This window comes from Bacillus sp. FSL M7-0791 (assembly GCF_038627085.1).
In the GTDB taxonomy this organism is placed as follows: Bacteria; Bacillota; Bacilli; order Bacillales; family Bacillaceae; genus Bacillus; species Bacillus safensis.
The window spans coordinates 1,904,676-1,917,619 of the sequence record NZ_CP152022.1 but is presented as its reverse complement, the minus strand read 5'-3'; the positions used below and the strand labels follow the sequence as shown (position 1 = coordinate 1,917,619).

Here is a 12,944-nt window from a genome sequence, read left to right as displayed (position 1 = left end):
AAATGGCGGAAATTAAAGTACCTGAATTAGCGGAATCAATCTCGGAAGGAACGATTGCTCAATGGCTAAAGCAGCCGGGCGATTATGTGGAGCAGGGGGAGTACCTGCTAGAACTTGAAACAGATAAAGTCAATGTCGAACTGACTGCTGAAGAATCTGGTGTATTAAAAGAAGTGCTGAAAGATTCTGGTGACACTGTACAAGTTGGAGAGGTCATCGGAACGATTGCAGCAGGTGAAGCTGGCGGAAGCGAGTCCGCAGCTCCAGCACCTGAGCAAGCTTCTGCACCAGCTTCGAAAGAAGAACCGGCAGCTGCTCAAAAAGAAGAAGCAGTGAAAGAAGAGCCGAAAGCTGGTAATGGCAGAACCATCGCTTCTCCTGCAGCTAGAAAATTAGCGAGAGAGAAGGGGTTAGACTTATCTGAGATTCCAACCGTAGATCCGCTGGGCAGGGTACGAAAGCAGGATGTCGCTTCTTATCAAAAGAATGAAGCACCTGCAAGTGCACCGAAAGCCGCGCCAAAAGCAAATGCTGCGGTGCAAACTGAACAACCAGGAAAGCCTATTGAACGTGAAAGAATGTCACGCCGCAGACAAACAATTGCAAAACGTTTAGTTGAAGTTCAACAAACGGCTGCGATGCTGACGACATTTAATGAAGTCGATATGACAGCAGTAATGGATTTAAGAAAGCGTCGTAAAGATGCCTTCCTAGAACAAAATGATGTCAAGCTTGGCTTCATGTCCTTCTTTACAAAAGCAGTTGTAGCAGCACTGAAGAAATATCCGCTGCTTAACGCAGAAATTCAAGGTGATGAGCTTGTCTTGAAGAAATTCTATGACATCGGCATCGCTGTTGCTGCAAACGAAGGACTTGTCGTACCGGTTGTCCGTGATGCAGACAGATTGTCATTTGCGGGGATTGAAAAAGAAATTGGTCATCTTGCGAAAAAAGCAAGAGATAACAAATTGTCTCTTAATGAGTTACAAGGTGGATCATTCACGATCACAAACGGCGGAACATTTGGTTCTCTGCTTTCAACTCCGATTTTAAACAGCCCGCAAGTTGGAATTTTAGGGATGCATAAAATTCAGCTTCGACCTGTGGCGATTGATGAAGAACGTTTTGAAAACCGTCCGATGATGTATTTAGCTCTTTCTTACGACCACCGCATTGTCGATGGTAAAGAAGCAGTTGGATTCCTCGTTACGATTAAAAATCTGCTTGAAGATCCTGAGCAGCTATTACTTGAAGGATAATCTTCAATTATAAAAAGCTAGCACCTGTTAAGGTGCTAGCTTTTTTTCTTTTCACTGTCATGTTGTCCTCGTTTTGACCAATACGTCGCAAGCCAGGAACCAGATAAATTATGCCACACACTAAAAATGGCACTTGGTACGGCTGCGAGCGGTGAGAAGTGTGCTGTTGCTAGCGCTGCACCGAGCCCGGAGTTTTGCATGCCTACTTCGATCGAGATCGCTCTACGAGAAGGGATATCCATTCTGCACCACTTTGCGATCAGGTAACCAAATAAGAGACCAAGTCCATTATGTAATATAACAACGGCAAATATCAGCAATCCAGATTGAAGAATCTGCTCTTTATTTGCACTGACAACCGCTGCAATGATCAACACAATTCCAGCAACAGATACAAGCGGCAATGCTTGAACTGCATAGTTTACTTGTTTTTTGAAAAATACCTTAACGATAACCCCTAAGATAATAGGAATTAGCACAACTTGGACAATCGACAAAAATAATGCCTCCGGTGATACAGGTAACCATGATCTTGCAAAAATATAGATAAAGAGAGGCGTTAAAAAGGGAGCAAGAAGGGTTGATATAGTTGTGACCGCTACGGATAATGCCATATTGCCTTTTGCCAAGAAAGTCATGACATTGGATGCTGTACCGCCCGGGCAGCAGCCCACAAGAATAACGCCTACTGCAATTTCAGACGGCAGCCGTAATCCGTAAGCTAATAGAAAGGCGATCAGCGGCATGAGTGTGTACTGCGCCAAAACCCCGATTAACACATAGAGAGGTTTACGAAAAAGCTCCTTAAAATCTTCACCAGATAACGTAAGCCCCATCCCAAACATAATGACACCTAGTAAAAAAGGGATATACGGTCCAATCTGAGAAAATACGTCAGGAAAAGCAAATCCAAGACATGCAAAGATAATGACCCAGATTGCAAAGGTTCTTCCTGCAAATTGACTAATGGTTAAAAGAATGTTCATTCATTGCTTCATCTCACTTTCCTCACATATCTTTCTTATTTTAAACGAATTTTCTGAAAAAACAACCTATTCTTTATAAAGGTGTTAATAATAAAATTATGTAAACTAAAAATACCCCATATAAGCATTAGCCTATATGGAGCATCGTTTTAAAAAGGGGTCCATCTCACTTGCTGTGCTTGCTTAAGCCTAGCTTCTGGCTCACGCCAGTCGGCTACACTCCACCAACGATCGACGTATTTCGCTTTTTCATTCAGATATTGAAGGTAGTAGGCGTGCTCCCATACATCAAGGGCTAGAAGGGGGATCACGTCCCATTGTGACAAAAATTGATGGCGTTCTGCTTGTAAAATCTCTAATCGCTGAGATCTGGGCGCCCATACGAGAATAGCCCAGCCAACACCTTCTACTTGTTTGGCCGCTGCTGAAAATTGAGATTTAAATGCATCATAGCTCTCAAACGATTGTTCAATGAGACGAAGCATTTGTCCAGTGGGCTTTCGTTTTCCTGAAGGACTCATGGAAAACCAAAAAATACAATGTAAATAGTGCCCCGCACCATTGAAGGCAAGCTCCCGTTCCCAATGCTTGATCATTTTAAAATCATTGGTTCTTCTTGCATTTTTTAATGCAAGCTCAGCTTGGTTCAAACCATCAACATATGATTGATGATGCTTCTGGTGATGCAAATACATAATTTCTTTTGAAATAAATGGTTCTAGTGCATCATACCGGTAAGGGAGAGGAGGTAACTTGTGACTTCCAGCTGCTACCTCTCTCATGTCTTCTTGTGGGTTCATGTCCTCAGCAATACGTTCTGCCAGTTCGTACCACTCTTGTTCACTGGAATGTTCATCATCCATTGAGAACCATAAATGGTCTACTTTCTGACGGATGTTGTCATCTTGAATCGCGGGTTGAATGGAGCTAAGCCACTCTTTGAGCTGCATTCGATACTCTTCCTTATTCATTCTTACGCCTCATTTCTTCTAAAAATGTGGAACAAGCCATCATCGGAAAGACAAATGGGTAGCTATGATAAGTGATGTAAAATTGCTTTGGCAGGCCAATGCCTACTGGATAGTGCAAGGCTTCATTCGTGTGCTGATGATGGATCAAAAATGAGATGGCTTTTAAAATCGTCTTGTCTTCTGGCTTCTCATATTGTAAAAGTGCCTCTGCTGCCCAAGCCGTCTGAACCACTGTGCCAAACGGAAGGGGGACATACGTTTTTACCTCTGCACTTTTACACGATTCTCCGAAGCTGCCATCTTCTCGTTGAATCTGCTTTAAAAATCGGCATGCTTTTTGAACAGCAGGATGGGTGGAGGGGATGCCGGCAGCTTTTAGACCTGTTAATGCTGCCCACGTTCCATAAATATAGCAAACCCCCCATCTGCCAAACCATGATCCATTTTTCTCTTGATGATTTAGGAGCCATTTGACACATTGATCTTTTTGCCTCTGAATAGGCGGTGACATGTTTTTCTCTTCAAGACCAATGAGATGAAGCACGCGGCCTGTAATATCGGGAGTCGATGGATCAATTGCTGCATCCTCCGCAGATTCAAGCGGCAGATGTCGAAGCAGGAAGTGATCTTGATTTTTTTCAAAGGCAGAGAATCCGCCGTCACGGTTTTGCATGGAAAGAAGCCAATGAAACCCTCGCTTCCACTGAACTGGTGCGTATATTTTCGGAATGGCTTTTAATACAATTTGCGTATCATCACAATCAGGGTTATTCGTATTGATATCTGAAAAACCAAAGCCTCCCGGAGCAGCATGCCGGTTATGAATCGCCCAATCTGCTTTCTTCATTTGCTGCCGGTTCAGTAAGTATGAGAAAGATTTTGTGATGACTGGGTCTTCTTGTTTTTTGCCAGCTTTTTGAGAAGCATAACTGACAAGCGCTGTATCCCAAACTGTGGATGTGGAATTTTCTGCATACATTCTGCCCTGACAGTCAGTGACTAGCTTTTTCATGCCTTTGACTGCTTTTAAAATGAGGTGATGTCCTGGGGAGTACCCAAGACTCATAAGTGCATAGACCATAAAAATACTTGCGCTTAAATAGCTGTACAGTGTGCCATCTTTTTCGAGGCGGTCAAACATATATCGCTTTGCTGCTTCATATCCGAAAAAGTCCAGCCGGCTGTCAAGTGCTGTATACGATCGCATGTAAGTCAGAAAGTGATGAGTGGAACGTTCTTCTCTTGCCATAAACCAGTCAAATGGATTTTTAGTCATGTTTGCATCAAGGTGTGCTAGGCTTGGAAATTTCTCATGAGAAGTATATCGTTTGTTGAGTGCAATCATCATTGGCACAAAGTGAATTCTTGCATATGCACTAAGATGATAGAAGTGAAGCGGAAAGTATGTAGGGATGAGTAAAAAGGAAAGTGGTGCATAGAAGTACGGCCAAGGGTGCATGCCGTTGACGGCGAGCATCCACTTTGTCATAAAGTGAACGTTCTTTAATCCGCCCTTTGATCGAATATATTGCGCTGCTTTTTCCATATGAGGCTCATCTTGTTGAAACCTGCCTGAAACGAGCATTCCGCAATAGCCCTGCACAGTGGCTGTTACATGTCCCGTTTGATCATGATACAAAGAAAAAGACCCATCCTCATTTTGTTTTTCGCGTATCGCTTCTGCTAATTGATGAACCAAAGCCTGATCCGAATCGCCGACAGCCTTTAACAGCATAATCAAAAAAGCATTTGTCATCATTGGACCTTCAAAACAGAAAACAAAGGCGCCATCTTCTCGTTGTCTTCGCTGTATTTCTATGTGCAATTCTTCAATAAATTCGTTTACTTTCAATTTAAAATCTTGCATATGCTTGCCATGCTCCTTTCCTTTCATACTATATTCAGGAGCTGGCCTGTCACATGCAAACACAAAAAAAGCCGATGACAGGGTCACCGGCTCAGCGTGTAGACAAACCCTCGCATTCGGTGTCAGGTCTGCGCGCTGGTGCTCACGAATGTCAATTCGCTCCGCGCCAGTGCTCGTCCTTCCTAGACTGCAAAGGTTTTCTATCACGCTGAAAAGAAGACAAAGTGCTAAAATAAAAATCATTTTAGCACTTTGTCGACGATCTGAGCCGATGACAGGGTCACGGCTTTCTTGACGTCATTAGTCTTGGAGATTAATCCATACACTTTTGACTTCTGTATAGTTGTTAAGGGCATATGATCCCATTTCTCTGCCAAGACCTGATTGCTTATATCCTCCAAACGGGGAGGCGGCATCAAAGACATTATAGCAGTTGACCCAAATCGTTCCTGCTTCAAGACGTGCAGCGATATCATGGGCATGCTTTAAGTTTTCTGTCCAAAGTCCTGCTGCTAATCCATATTCAGACTGGTTAGCTCGTTCAACCACTTCATCAATGGAATCGTAAGGAATGGCAGATAAGACAGGTCCAAAGATTTCCTCTTTGGCAATGGTCATTTCATCTTCTACATCTTTAAAAATAGTAGGGGAGACGAAATAGCCAGCCTCATAAGGGCAATCGCCCCCGACAACGGCTGTTGCCCCTTCGGATTTACCTTTTTCAATATAGCCTAACACGCGTTCGTGCTGTTCTTTACTTACAAGAGGTCCAATTTGCGTATCTTGATGAAGACCAGCGCCTTGCTTGAGGGATCCTGCATATTTGGCCATTTGATCGACCACTTCATCATATTGGCTCCGATGAACAAAGACTCTGGACCCTGCGCAGCATACTTGGCCTTGGTTAAACATAACGCCATTTAAAGCACCTGGAATGGCTTTCTTTAAATCGGCATCAGGTAAAATAATATTCGGTGATTTTCCGCCAAGCTCTAATGTGACCCTCTTAATGGTTTTAGCCGCTTTCTCCATAATTAATTTCCCAACACTTGTTGACCCTGTGAAGGCCAGCTTGTTCACGTCAGGATGATCAGTTAAGGCTTCTCCGGCTGTTTCGCCAAATCCAGGAACGATGTTAATCACGCCTTCTGGGAAGCCGGCTTTGTCCACTAATTCTGCTAAGTAAAGAGCAGAGAGTGGAGTTTGTTCGGCTGGCTTTAAAACGATGGTGCACCCTGTTGCAAGTGCGGCGCCCATTTTCCACATAGCCATGAGCAGAGGGAAGTTCCATGGGATGATTTGTCCTACAACACCAACCGGCTCATGGCGGGTATAATTAAAATATCCTTGACTGACAGGAATGGTTTGTCCATTCATTTTTGTCGTCCAGCCCGCATAATAGCGCATGTGCTCTATAGCGAGGGGGATATCTGCATTTGTTGTTTCATTAATTGGTTTTCCGTTATCTAAAGTTTCTAGCTGTGCAAGCTCTTCCTGATTTTCTTCCATTAAATCAGCAAGCTTGAACATGAGGCGGGCGCGTTCAGCGGCAGACATGGAGCGCCAAGGACCATGAAAGGCTTTTTTTGCAGCTTTTACGGCCTCATCAATATCTTTTGCACCTGCTTCATAAACATCAATAAGGGTTTCGCCTGTGGCTGGGTTAGGAGTAGCAAAGGTTTTGTTATCGTGACTTGTGACAAACTGACCATTAATGTAGAGTTTTTTCGTCCCTTGGAGAAAAGATTCGAGTTTTGAACTAATTTGAAGTGTTGTAGAGCTCATAAATAAACAAACCTCCTTAAAGATATGGATTGTTTTCTGCGAGTTCTAGGTGGGAAAAGCGGACATGCAACGAAACTTTATACGCACAAAGATGTAAACGTATACAATTATCATATTACACGACATGTTTGAAAGCAATCCATAACACTCATTGCATTTCGCGAAAATTTGGCTACAATAAATGTATAGATGAAAAAAGGAGTTTTTAAATCATGATCCATCAAAACTGGCAAACGGCTCAAACGTTAAAACAAGTAAAATGTGTACATACAAATGCGAAAAAATATATGGTCGACCGGGCATTAACGGTTGGAAGCACATATGAAGTGAAAAATGAAACAGAAGAATTCCTGTTTGTCGTAGACAATACGGGTAAAGTAGGCGGGTATTACAAGGAGTATTTCGAAGATATTTCAGCTGAATGATTTTGAGGGTCATCACTCATACTAAGAAAAACAGTAAAGGGTGATGATGATGAAAAAGCAGCAAAATGACGAGCAGAAAAATCAAAATGCATGGCATGAACACGAGGACGCTGATATGGCGATTACGCTTGAACAAATTTCCGATGTGTATGCCGAGGGAACGATTGATACACCAAAAGACGAATAGTCATTTAAAAACAGTGATTTGGCATAATCACTGTTTTTTTATTGGAATGATTCAGCATTTTTCTCGAAAAGAACTGAAACTTTTTTCCTGCTTTAACAGTCTAAATAAGTAGAGGAAAGAGCATCGAATCAAAAAGAAAAAGTTAAATGAAATTTAATCTATTCGTAATGGAATAACAACCATTTATAGCGTATTCTATAAGTGAGAATAAAACGTACCCACAGAGCCGTGTGGCCGTTTTGTCATAAAGGAATTTGATGCAGGAAGAGGGGGTTTACGTGGGTATTTTTTCTGTCAGTAAACAAAATGATAAGAAATTCGAATCCTTATTGATTGAAGGGGAAAGAATTGAGGCTGTTTACAGACTGCGTCACGACCAAATTTGCTTTACCAATAAACGACTGATCTTTGGCGATAACCGCGTATTTTCTAAGAAGAAAGTCAGGGTCTCCTTGCCGTATCGATCAATTGAAAGTTTTGCCATACAAGAAGCTGGCGTGTTTGATCAGGACACAGGTATGCTGCTTGTCACAAGCTCAAAAGTATTTGAACTCGACTTTTCTAAAGAGACGGATTTGAGTGATGTGCAAGCCATTTTGACAAAACATCTTTGCTGATCAATCTTGCGATTACATAGATCATATGCACTTTTCTCATTCTTCGTTCTTATTTTTATAGATCGCACATTGCTAAGCCCTTCCCATTTGATGAGAAGGGCTTTTTTCTGCTTAAGTGTTTGAATGATAGCAAAAAAGGATAAAGATGAAACAGATACAGAAAGGAGAATGAACAATGAAAGTGTTAGTTGCAGGAGCAAATGGACATACAGGCAGACTTGTCGTTCGTTATTTAAAAGAAAAAGGACATGAGCCGCTTGCTCTCATTCGAGATGAAAAACAAGCTGATGCACTAAAAGAACTTGGTGCAGCACCTGTCATCGGTGATCTTGAAAAAGATGTGACAGATGCTGTGAAACAAGCAGACGCTGTCATCTTTGCAGCTGGTTCAGGCTCAAAAACAGGTGCAGATAAGACCATTGCGGTCGATCAAGAAGGTGCAAAACGCCTCGTTGATACAGCGAAAAAAGAAAACATCCAGCATTTTGTTATGCTTAGTGCCTATAATGCAGATGATCCGAATCAAGGAAAAGGGCAAGGAAGTATGGAAACTTATTATGAAGCAAAAAGAAAAGCTGATGAGCACTTAAAACAGTCTGGTCTTTCCTATACGATTGTCCGCCCAGGTGCCCTGCTACATGAGGAGAAGACAGGAAAGATTGAAGCTGCCGAACATATTCCAGATGATCAAAACATCGAGATTTCAAGAGAGGACGTAGCCATTGTTCTTGTGGAGAGTTTAACAGAATCCAATGTGAAAAATAAGTCCTTTGACTTGATGAAAGGCGAAAAATCAGTAGAAGAAGCACTTCGTCATCTGTAAGAAAAGAAAGCTGCTGCCAAAGAGGCGGCGGCTTTTTTGATGTTTTCTTTTCTCTTTCAGCGGGAAGGTAATGAGAAAGGAGTGATTGACCGTGGGCTTAACGAAAGAACAACAAGCTGATTTATACGAAAGATTGATTCAATTAAAAGAAGATGTGAAGGGATCAAAAAAGAAAGAAGAATCGATGCTCGTTGAATCGAGTGAGATTTCAAATGGTGTTGGGAATCATATCGCTGATCATGGGAGCATCTATTTAGACCGTATGACAGAACAAACGCTGGATCAGGTCGATGATCAGCTTGAAGGTGAAATCGATGCAGCACTGAAACGAATGGAAGACGGAACATATGGGATATGTGAGAAAACGGGAAAAGAGATTCCATACGAGCGTTTAAAAGCAGTTCCATATACACGTTATTCAATAGATGCAAAGAAAAATGAAGAAACCACTCAAGATCCAAACGAATTTGACCGTTCATTCTCCGATCAAATGCGCGATTTAACAAATAGAGAAACAATGGATCAGATGCATTCAGATACGTATGAAAGATTAGAGGAAGAGCAAGATGCTGATGTAGATGAGGAAAAATAGGATCATAAGCGAAGGTTAAATTTTTTCAGAATAATTTTTTCTTATGTACACATGAACAAATAACTTGTATACATGAGTATTTCATAGAAAAAAGATCTCTTGAAATTTAATAAACTTTCGTGTAATATAGTTTAAAGGCTGCGATGCGCGTAATGTTAATTAAGTTTTAACCTTTAAGCTGTAATAGGGAGTTTTATATTGAAGCCGGAATGTCATGCCTCCTTAGCGAGGAAGACAGGAACGTTTCTGCAAACACCCACTTTGAGGAGTGGTGGTTTAAAACTTTCTTACTTAGATTACGGCATCCGCAGCTTTTCCTAGGATGATTCAAGCCATTTTCCATTTTGGAAAATGGCTTTTTATTTTGTGAAAAAACGAAATTGCACAGTCAGCCGGAAGAGGCATGAATGTATGTTAAAATAGACAAAACAAAAGACGGAGAGGGAATTGGATGTTAGAACAAGCAGAAGCACTCCTGAAACAATACTTTGGCTTTGACGCCTTTAGGCAGGGACAGAAGCAAGCCATTGAATCGATTGTAAACAAACAGAAGGATACCGTCTGTATTATGCCGACAGGCGGGGGGAAATCGGTTTGCTACCAGATTCCTGCCCTGATGATGGAAGGAACAACGATCGTTGTATCCCCGCTAATTTCTTTAATGAAAGATCAAGTCGATGCACTAAATGAGATGGGCATACGATCGTCCTTTTTAAACAGCACACTTTCCGCAGCTGAAATGAATAAAAGGCTGAAAAAATGTGAAGATGGGGAATATCAGCTGCTTTATATCACACCTGAACGTTTACAAAATGAACGTTTTTTTCAGCTGCTTGATCGGTTAACGATCCCTTTAATTGCAATTGATGAAGCACACTGTATATCTGAGTGGGGGCATGATTTTAGGCCGAGCTACCGCTTTATTCAAGAATGCTTAAATCGGCTGACAAAAAGGCCAGTGATTGTCGCATTAACGGCTACAGCCACGAAAAAGGTTCACCGAGATATATGTGAACAGCTTGGCATGAACGAAGAAGAAACCATTTTTACTGGTTTTGCTAGAGAAAATTTATCTTTTCAGGTGGTCAAAGGAGAAAATAGTGACCGCTTTATCACACATTATATGAAGAAAAATAAGCTTGAGTCCGGCATTATCTATACTGCTACAAGAAAAGAAGCCGAAAATATTTACAATCGGCTAAAGAAACAAAAGATCAAAGCGGGCATTTATCATGGCGGGTTAGATGATGATGTGAGAGAAGAGCAGCAAAACCTGTTTTTAAATGATGACATCCAGGTTATGGTGGCTACATCTGCATTTGGCATGGGAATTAATAAGTCAAATGTCCGTTTTGTGATACATCATCAAATTCCAAGGGATATTGAAAGCTACTATCAAGAGGCTGGACGCGCCGGCAGAGACGGGCTCCAAAGTGAATGCATTTTACTGTTTTCGCCGCAGGGCGTACGAATGCAGCGATTCCTCATTGAACAGTCAACAGAAGATGAAGTGCGCTTTCAGCATGAGCTGCTTAAACTTAGACAAATGGTCGATTACTGTCACACTGAGCAATGTCTGCAGCAATTTGTGATGGACTACTTTGATCAATCAGCAAGTGCCCCTTGCCAAAAATGCAGTAATTGCCTTGATGAAAGAGAGCGTGAAGAGGTCACTCGAGAAGCGCAAATGGTTTTATCGTGTACGGTTAGAATGAACGAGCGCTTTGGAAAAATGATGATTGCTCAAGTACTGGCAGGCTCTAAAAATAAAAAAGTGCTTGACCTCGGTTTCGACCGTCTTCCTACATACGCTTTAATGAAGCAGCAATCCGCCCAGCAAATCAGTGATTTCATCGAATTTTTAATTACCGAAGAGTATTTGCACATGTCTGAAGGAGCTTATCCAACATTAAAAGTGACACATAAAGGAAAGAAAGTGTTAGTCGGGCAAGAGGCTGTGTATAAAAAGCAGGCAGTGAAAAGAGAGGCGATTCAAGAAAACGATGCATTATTTGAGCAGCTGAGAGCGGTGAGAATGAAGCTGGCAAGAGAGCAGGGCGTTCCGCCATTTGTTGTATTTTCTGATCAAACCTTGAAGGAAATGTCAGCCGTTCAGCCTAAAACAGAAGAAGAACTTCTCCATATTAAGGGAATAGGCGCTCAAAAAAGAGAGAAATACGGGGATGTTTTTTTAGAAGAAATCCGTTTATTTATAGAAAAAGAGAAAAATAAAAAGGTTGAAGAAGAAAAATAAATTTTTTTCGCTGCGTTTGGACACGTTTTCAACAGGAGGTTTCTGATCCTTTCAAAACCTTGATATGGCGGGTAATCGAGCTGTTTTGTGGTCTGATTTACCAATGGAGAGAGATGTTTCATGTAAAGGAACTGTAATCTAAAACATATCGTTTTGTTATTGAATTGACATTTACATATGTTACGATAGCACTCGTTAGCCGCCATAAAAAGCTAACAAGGGAGGATTTACTTTATGAAGAAGACTATTATGTCCTTGGTTGCTGTTGCAGCAATCTCTACAACAGCATTTGGAGCACAGCAAGCTTCTGCAAAGGAAATCACTGTGAAGAAAGGTGATACACTTTGGGGAATCTCTCAAAAAAATGATGTGTCTCTAAAGGACCTAAAGGGTTGGAACAATTTATCTACAGACATGATTTATGTAGGTGATAAATTGACAATCTCTTCAAAAGAGAAAACTCAGGAGCAGTATAAAGTCCAGAAGGGGGACAGCCTCTGGAAAATCGCTCAAAAATTCAATGTGTCAATTAGCGATATTAAGTCTTGGAATAACTTAAACTCAGATATAATTATGATTGGTTCAACACTAAGTGTTGCTGGTCAAAGCTCAGCTCCGGTAAGCTCAGAGCCTGTACAAAAACAGGAGCCTGTCCAAAAAGAGCAAACAACACAAAAAGCTGCTCCAAAACAGGAAGCACCGAAAAAAGCTGCTCCTAAACAGGAAACAGCTAAAGCAGAATCATCTTCTGCTAGTCAAAGTGTACAAAAAGAAATGACTGTAACGGCTACGGCTTATACAGCAAATGATGGTGGCATCTCAGGTATCACTGCAACAGGGGTAAACTTAAACAAAAACCCAAATGCGAAGGTGATTGCAGTAGATCCTAATGTCATTCCATTAGGAAGTAAGGTTTATGTTGAAGGCTACGGTGAAGCCATCGCAGCAGATACTGGCGGCGCAATTAAAGGTAACAAAATTGATGTTCATGTACCAAGCAAATCCCAAGCAAAAAATTGGGGCGTAAAATCAGTCAAAGTGAAAGTACTTAACTAGTAACTTATTGTTTTTTGGAAGAAAGCATCAGGTGGCGGCCTGATGCTTTTATTGTACCCTTTTTTTGGTCAAAAAAACACACATTTTTCAGAAAAATTTGCATTTTCGACAAAAAACAGCGT

Annotated in this window: 12 protein-coding genes and 1 other RNA gene; 9 read left to right on the top strand and 4 right to left on the bottom strand. The window is 41.4% G+C overall.

The window, feature by feature from the left end:
• The first annotated feature begins 2 nt into the window (after window positions 1–2).
• Window positions 3–1,259 carry a 2-oxoglutarate dehydrogenase complex dihydrolipoyllysine-residue succinyltransferase gene (gene odhB / locus MHI08_RS09620; protein ID WP_024422686.1) on the top strand — a complete coding sequence of 419 codons (1,257 nt, stop codon included), beginning with the start codon at window positions 3–5 and terminating at the stop codon, window positions 1,257–1,259.
• Window positions 1,260–1,294: 35 nt separating this feature from the next.
• On the opposite strand, the gene MHI08_RS09615 is transcribed toward odhB, so the two are convergent.
• The 4 genes from MHI08_RS09615 to MHI08_RS09600 all read right to left on the bottom strand — a co-directional run bounded on the left by MHI08_RS09615 (window position 1,295) and on the right by MHI08_RS09600 (window position 6,868).
• The gene (locus MHI08_RS09615) at window positions 1,295–2,245 is read right to left on the bottom strand and encodes a bile acid:sodium symporter family protein (RefSeq protein WP_024428336.1); all 951 of its coding nucleotides are present in this window, start codon (window positions 2,243–2,245) and stop codon (window positions 1,295–1,297) included.
• A gap of 149 nt (window positions 2,246–2,394) precedes the next feature.
• A complete protein-coding gene (locus MHI08_RS09610; protein WP_087975901.1) occupies window positions 2,395–3,216 on the bottom strand; it encodes a superoxide dismutase in 822 nt (273 codons plus the stop codon).
• On the bottom strand, window positions 3,209–5,083 hold the full coding sequence (locus tag MHI08_RS09605) for a prenyltransferase/squalene oxidase repeat-containing protein (RefSeq protein ID WP_342499584.1): 1,875 nt from the start codon (window positions 5,081–5,083) through the stop codon (window positions 3,209–3,211). The genes MHI08_RS09610 and MHI08_RS09605 overlap by 8 nt, the downstream gene beginning before the upstream one ends.
• Before the next feature lie 300 nt (window positions 5,084–5,383).
• Window positions 5,384–6,868, bottom strand: a complete 1,485-nt coding sequence (locus MHI08_RS09600) for an aldehyde dehydrogenase family protein (RefSeq protein ID WP_024422684.1) — start codon at window positions 6,866–6,868, stop codon at window positions 5,384–5,386.
• 212 nt (window positions 6,869–7,080) lie between these two features.
• Between MHI08_RS09600 and MHI08_RS09595 the strand changes: the two genes are divergently transcribed.
• From MHI08_RS09595 to MHI08_RS09560, 8 genes are all read left to right on the top strand, one after another.
• The gene (locus MHI08_RS09595) at window positions 7,081–7,293 is read left to right on the top strand and encodes a DUF6501 family protein (protein ID WP_024422683.1); all 213 of its coding nucleotides are present in this window, start codon (window positions 7,081–7,083) and stop codon (window positions 7,291–7,293) included.
• Window positions 7,294–7,342: 49 nt separating this feature from the next.
• On the top strand, window positions 7,343–7,480 hold the full coding sequence (locus tag MHI08_RS09590) for a DUF4025 domain-containing protein (RefSeq protein WP_075611524.1): 138 nt from the start codon (window positions 7,343–7,345) through the stop codon (window positions 7,478–7,480).
• Between the two features lie 278 nt (window positions 7,481–7,758).
• A complete protein-coding gene (locus tag MHI08_RS09585) occupies window positions 7,759–8,097 on the top strand; it encodes a PH domain-containing protein (protein ID WP_024422682.1) in 339 nt (112 codons plus the stop codon).
• A gap of 175 nt (window positions 8,098–8,272) precedes the next feature.
• Window positions 8,273–8,920, top strand: a complete 648-nt coding sequence (locus MHI08_RS09580; RefSeq protein WP_041109476.1) for an SDR family oxidoreductase — start codon at window positions 8,273–8,275, stop codon at window positions 8,918–8,920.
• Window positions 8,921–9,011: 91 nt separating this feature from the next.
• Window positions 9,012–9,512 (top strand): TraR/DksA family transcriptional regulator, encoded by a 501-nt coding sequence (locus tag MHI08_RS09575; RefSeq protein WP_024422680.1) that lies wholly within the window; start codon window positions 9,012–9,014, stop codon window positions 9,510–9,512.
• 132 nt (window positions 9,513–9,644) lie between these two features.
• Window positions 9,645–9,830, top strand: a non-coding RNA gene (gene ssrS, locus MHI08_RS09570) — 6S RNA.
• Window positions 9,831–9,963: 133 nt separating this feature from the next.
• Window positions 9,964–11,766: a DNA helicase RecQ gene (gene recQ, locus MHI08_RS09565; RefSeq protein ID WP_034621342.1), complete on the top strand. Its 1,803-nt coding sequence runs from the start codon at window positions 9,964–9,966 to the stop codon at window positions 11,764–11,766.
• Between the two features lie 234 nt (window positions 11,767–12,000).
• On the top strand, window positions 12,001–12,822 hold the full coding sequence (locus tag MHI08_RS09560) for a 3D domain-containing protein (RefSeq protein ID WP_024422678.1): 822 nt from the start codon (window positions 12,001–12,003) through the stop codon (window positions 12,820–12,822).
• Window positions 12,823–12,944: the final 122 nt, after the last annotated feature.

Bases quoted from the DNA above. Each gene is read 5' to 3' on its own strand.
- odhB (WP_024422686.1), top strand. From the start codon at position 3: ATGGCGGAAATTAAAGTACCTGAATTAGCGGAATCAATCTCGGAAGGA.
- MHI08_RS09615 (WP_024428336.1), bottom strand. From the start codon at position 2,245: ATGAACATTCTTTTAACCATTAGTCAATTTGCAGGAAGAACCTTTGCA.
- MHI08_RS09610 (WP_087975901.1), bottom strand. From the start codon at position 3,216: ATGAATAAGGAAGAGTATCGAATGCAGCTCAAAGAGTGGCTTAGCTCC.
- MHI08_RS09605 (WP_342499584.1), bottom strand. From the start codon at position 5,083: ATGCAAGATTTTAAATTGAAAGTAAACGAATTTATTGAAGAATTGCAC.
- MHI08_RS09600 (WP_024422684.1), bottom strand. From the start codon at position 6,868: ATGAGCTCTACAACACTTCAAATTAGTTCAAAACTCGAATCTTTTCTC.
- MHI08_RS09595 (WP_024422683.1), top strand. From the start codon at position 7,081: ATGATCCATCAAAACTGGCAAACGGCTCAAACGTTAAAACAAGTAAAA.
- MHI08_RS09590 (WP_075611524.1), top strand. From the start codon at position 7,343: ATGAAAAAGCAGCAAAATGACGAGCAGAAAAATCAAAATGCATGGCAT.
- MHI08_RS09580 (WP_041109476.1), top strand. From the start codon at position 8,273: ATGAAAGTGTTAGTTGCAGGAGCAAATGGACATACAGGCAGACTTGTC.
- recQ (WP_034621342.1), top strand. From the start codon at position 9,964: ATGTTAGAACAAGCAGAAGCACTCCTGAAACAATACTTTGGCTTTGAC.
- MHI08_RS09560 (WP_024422678.1), top strand. From the start codon at position 12,001: ATGAAGAAGACTATTATGTCCTTGGTTGCTGTTGCAGCAATCTCTACA.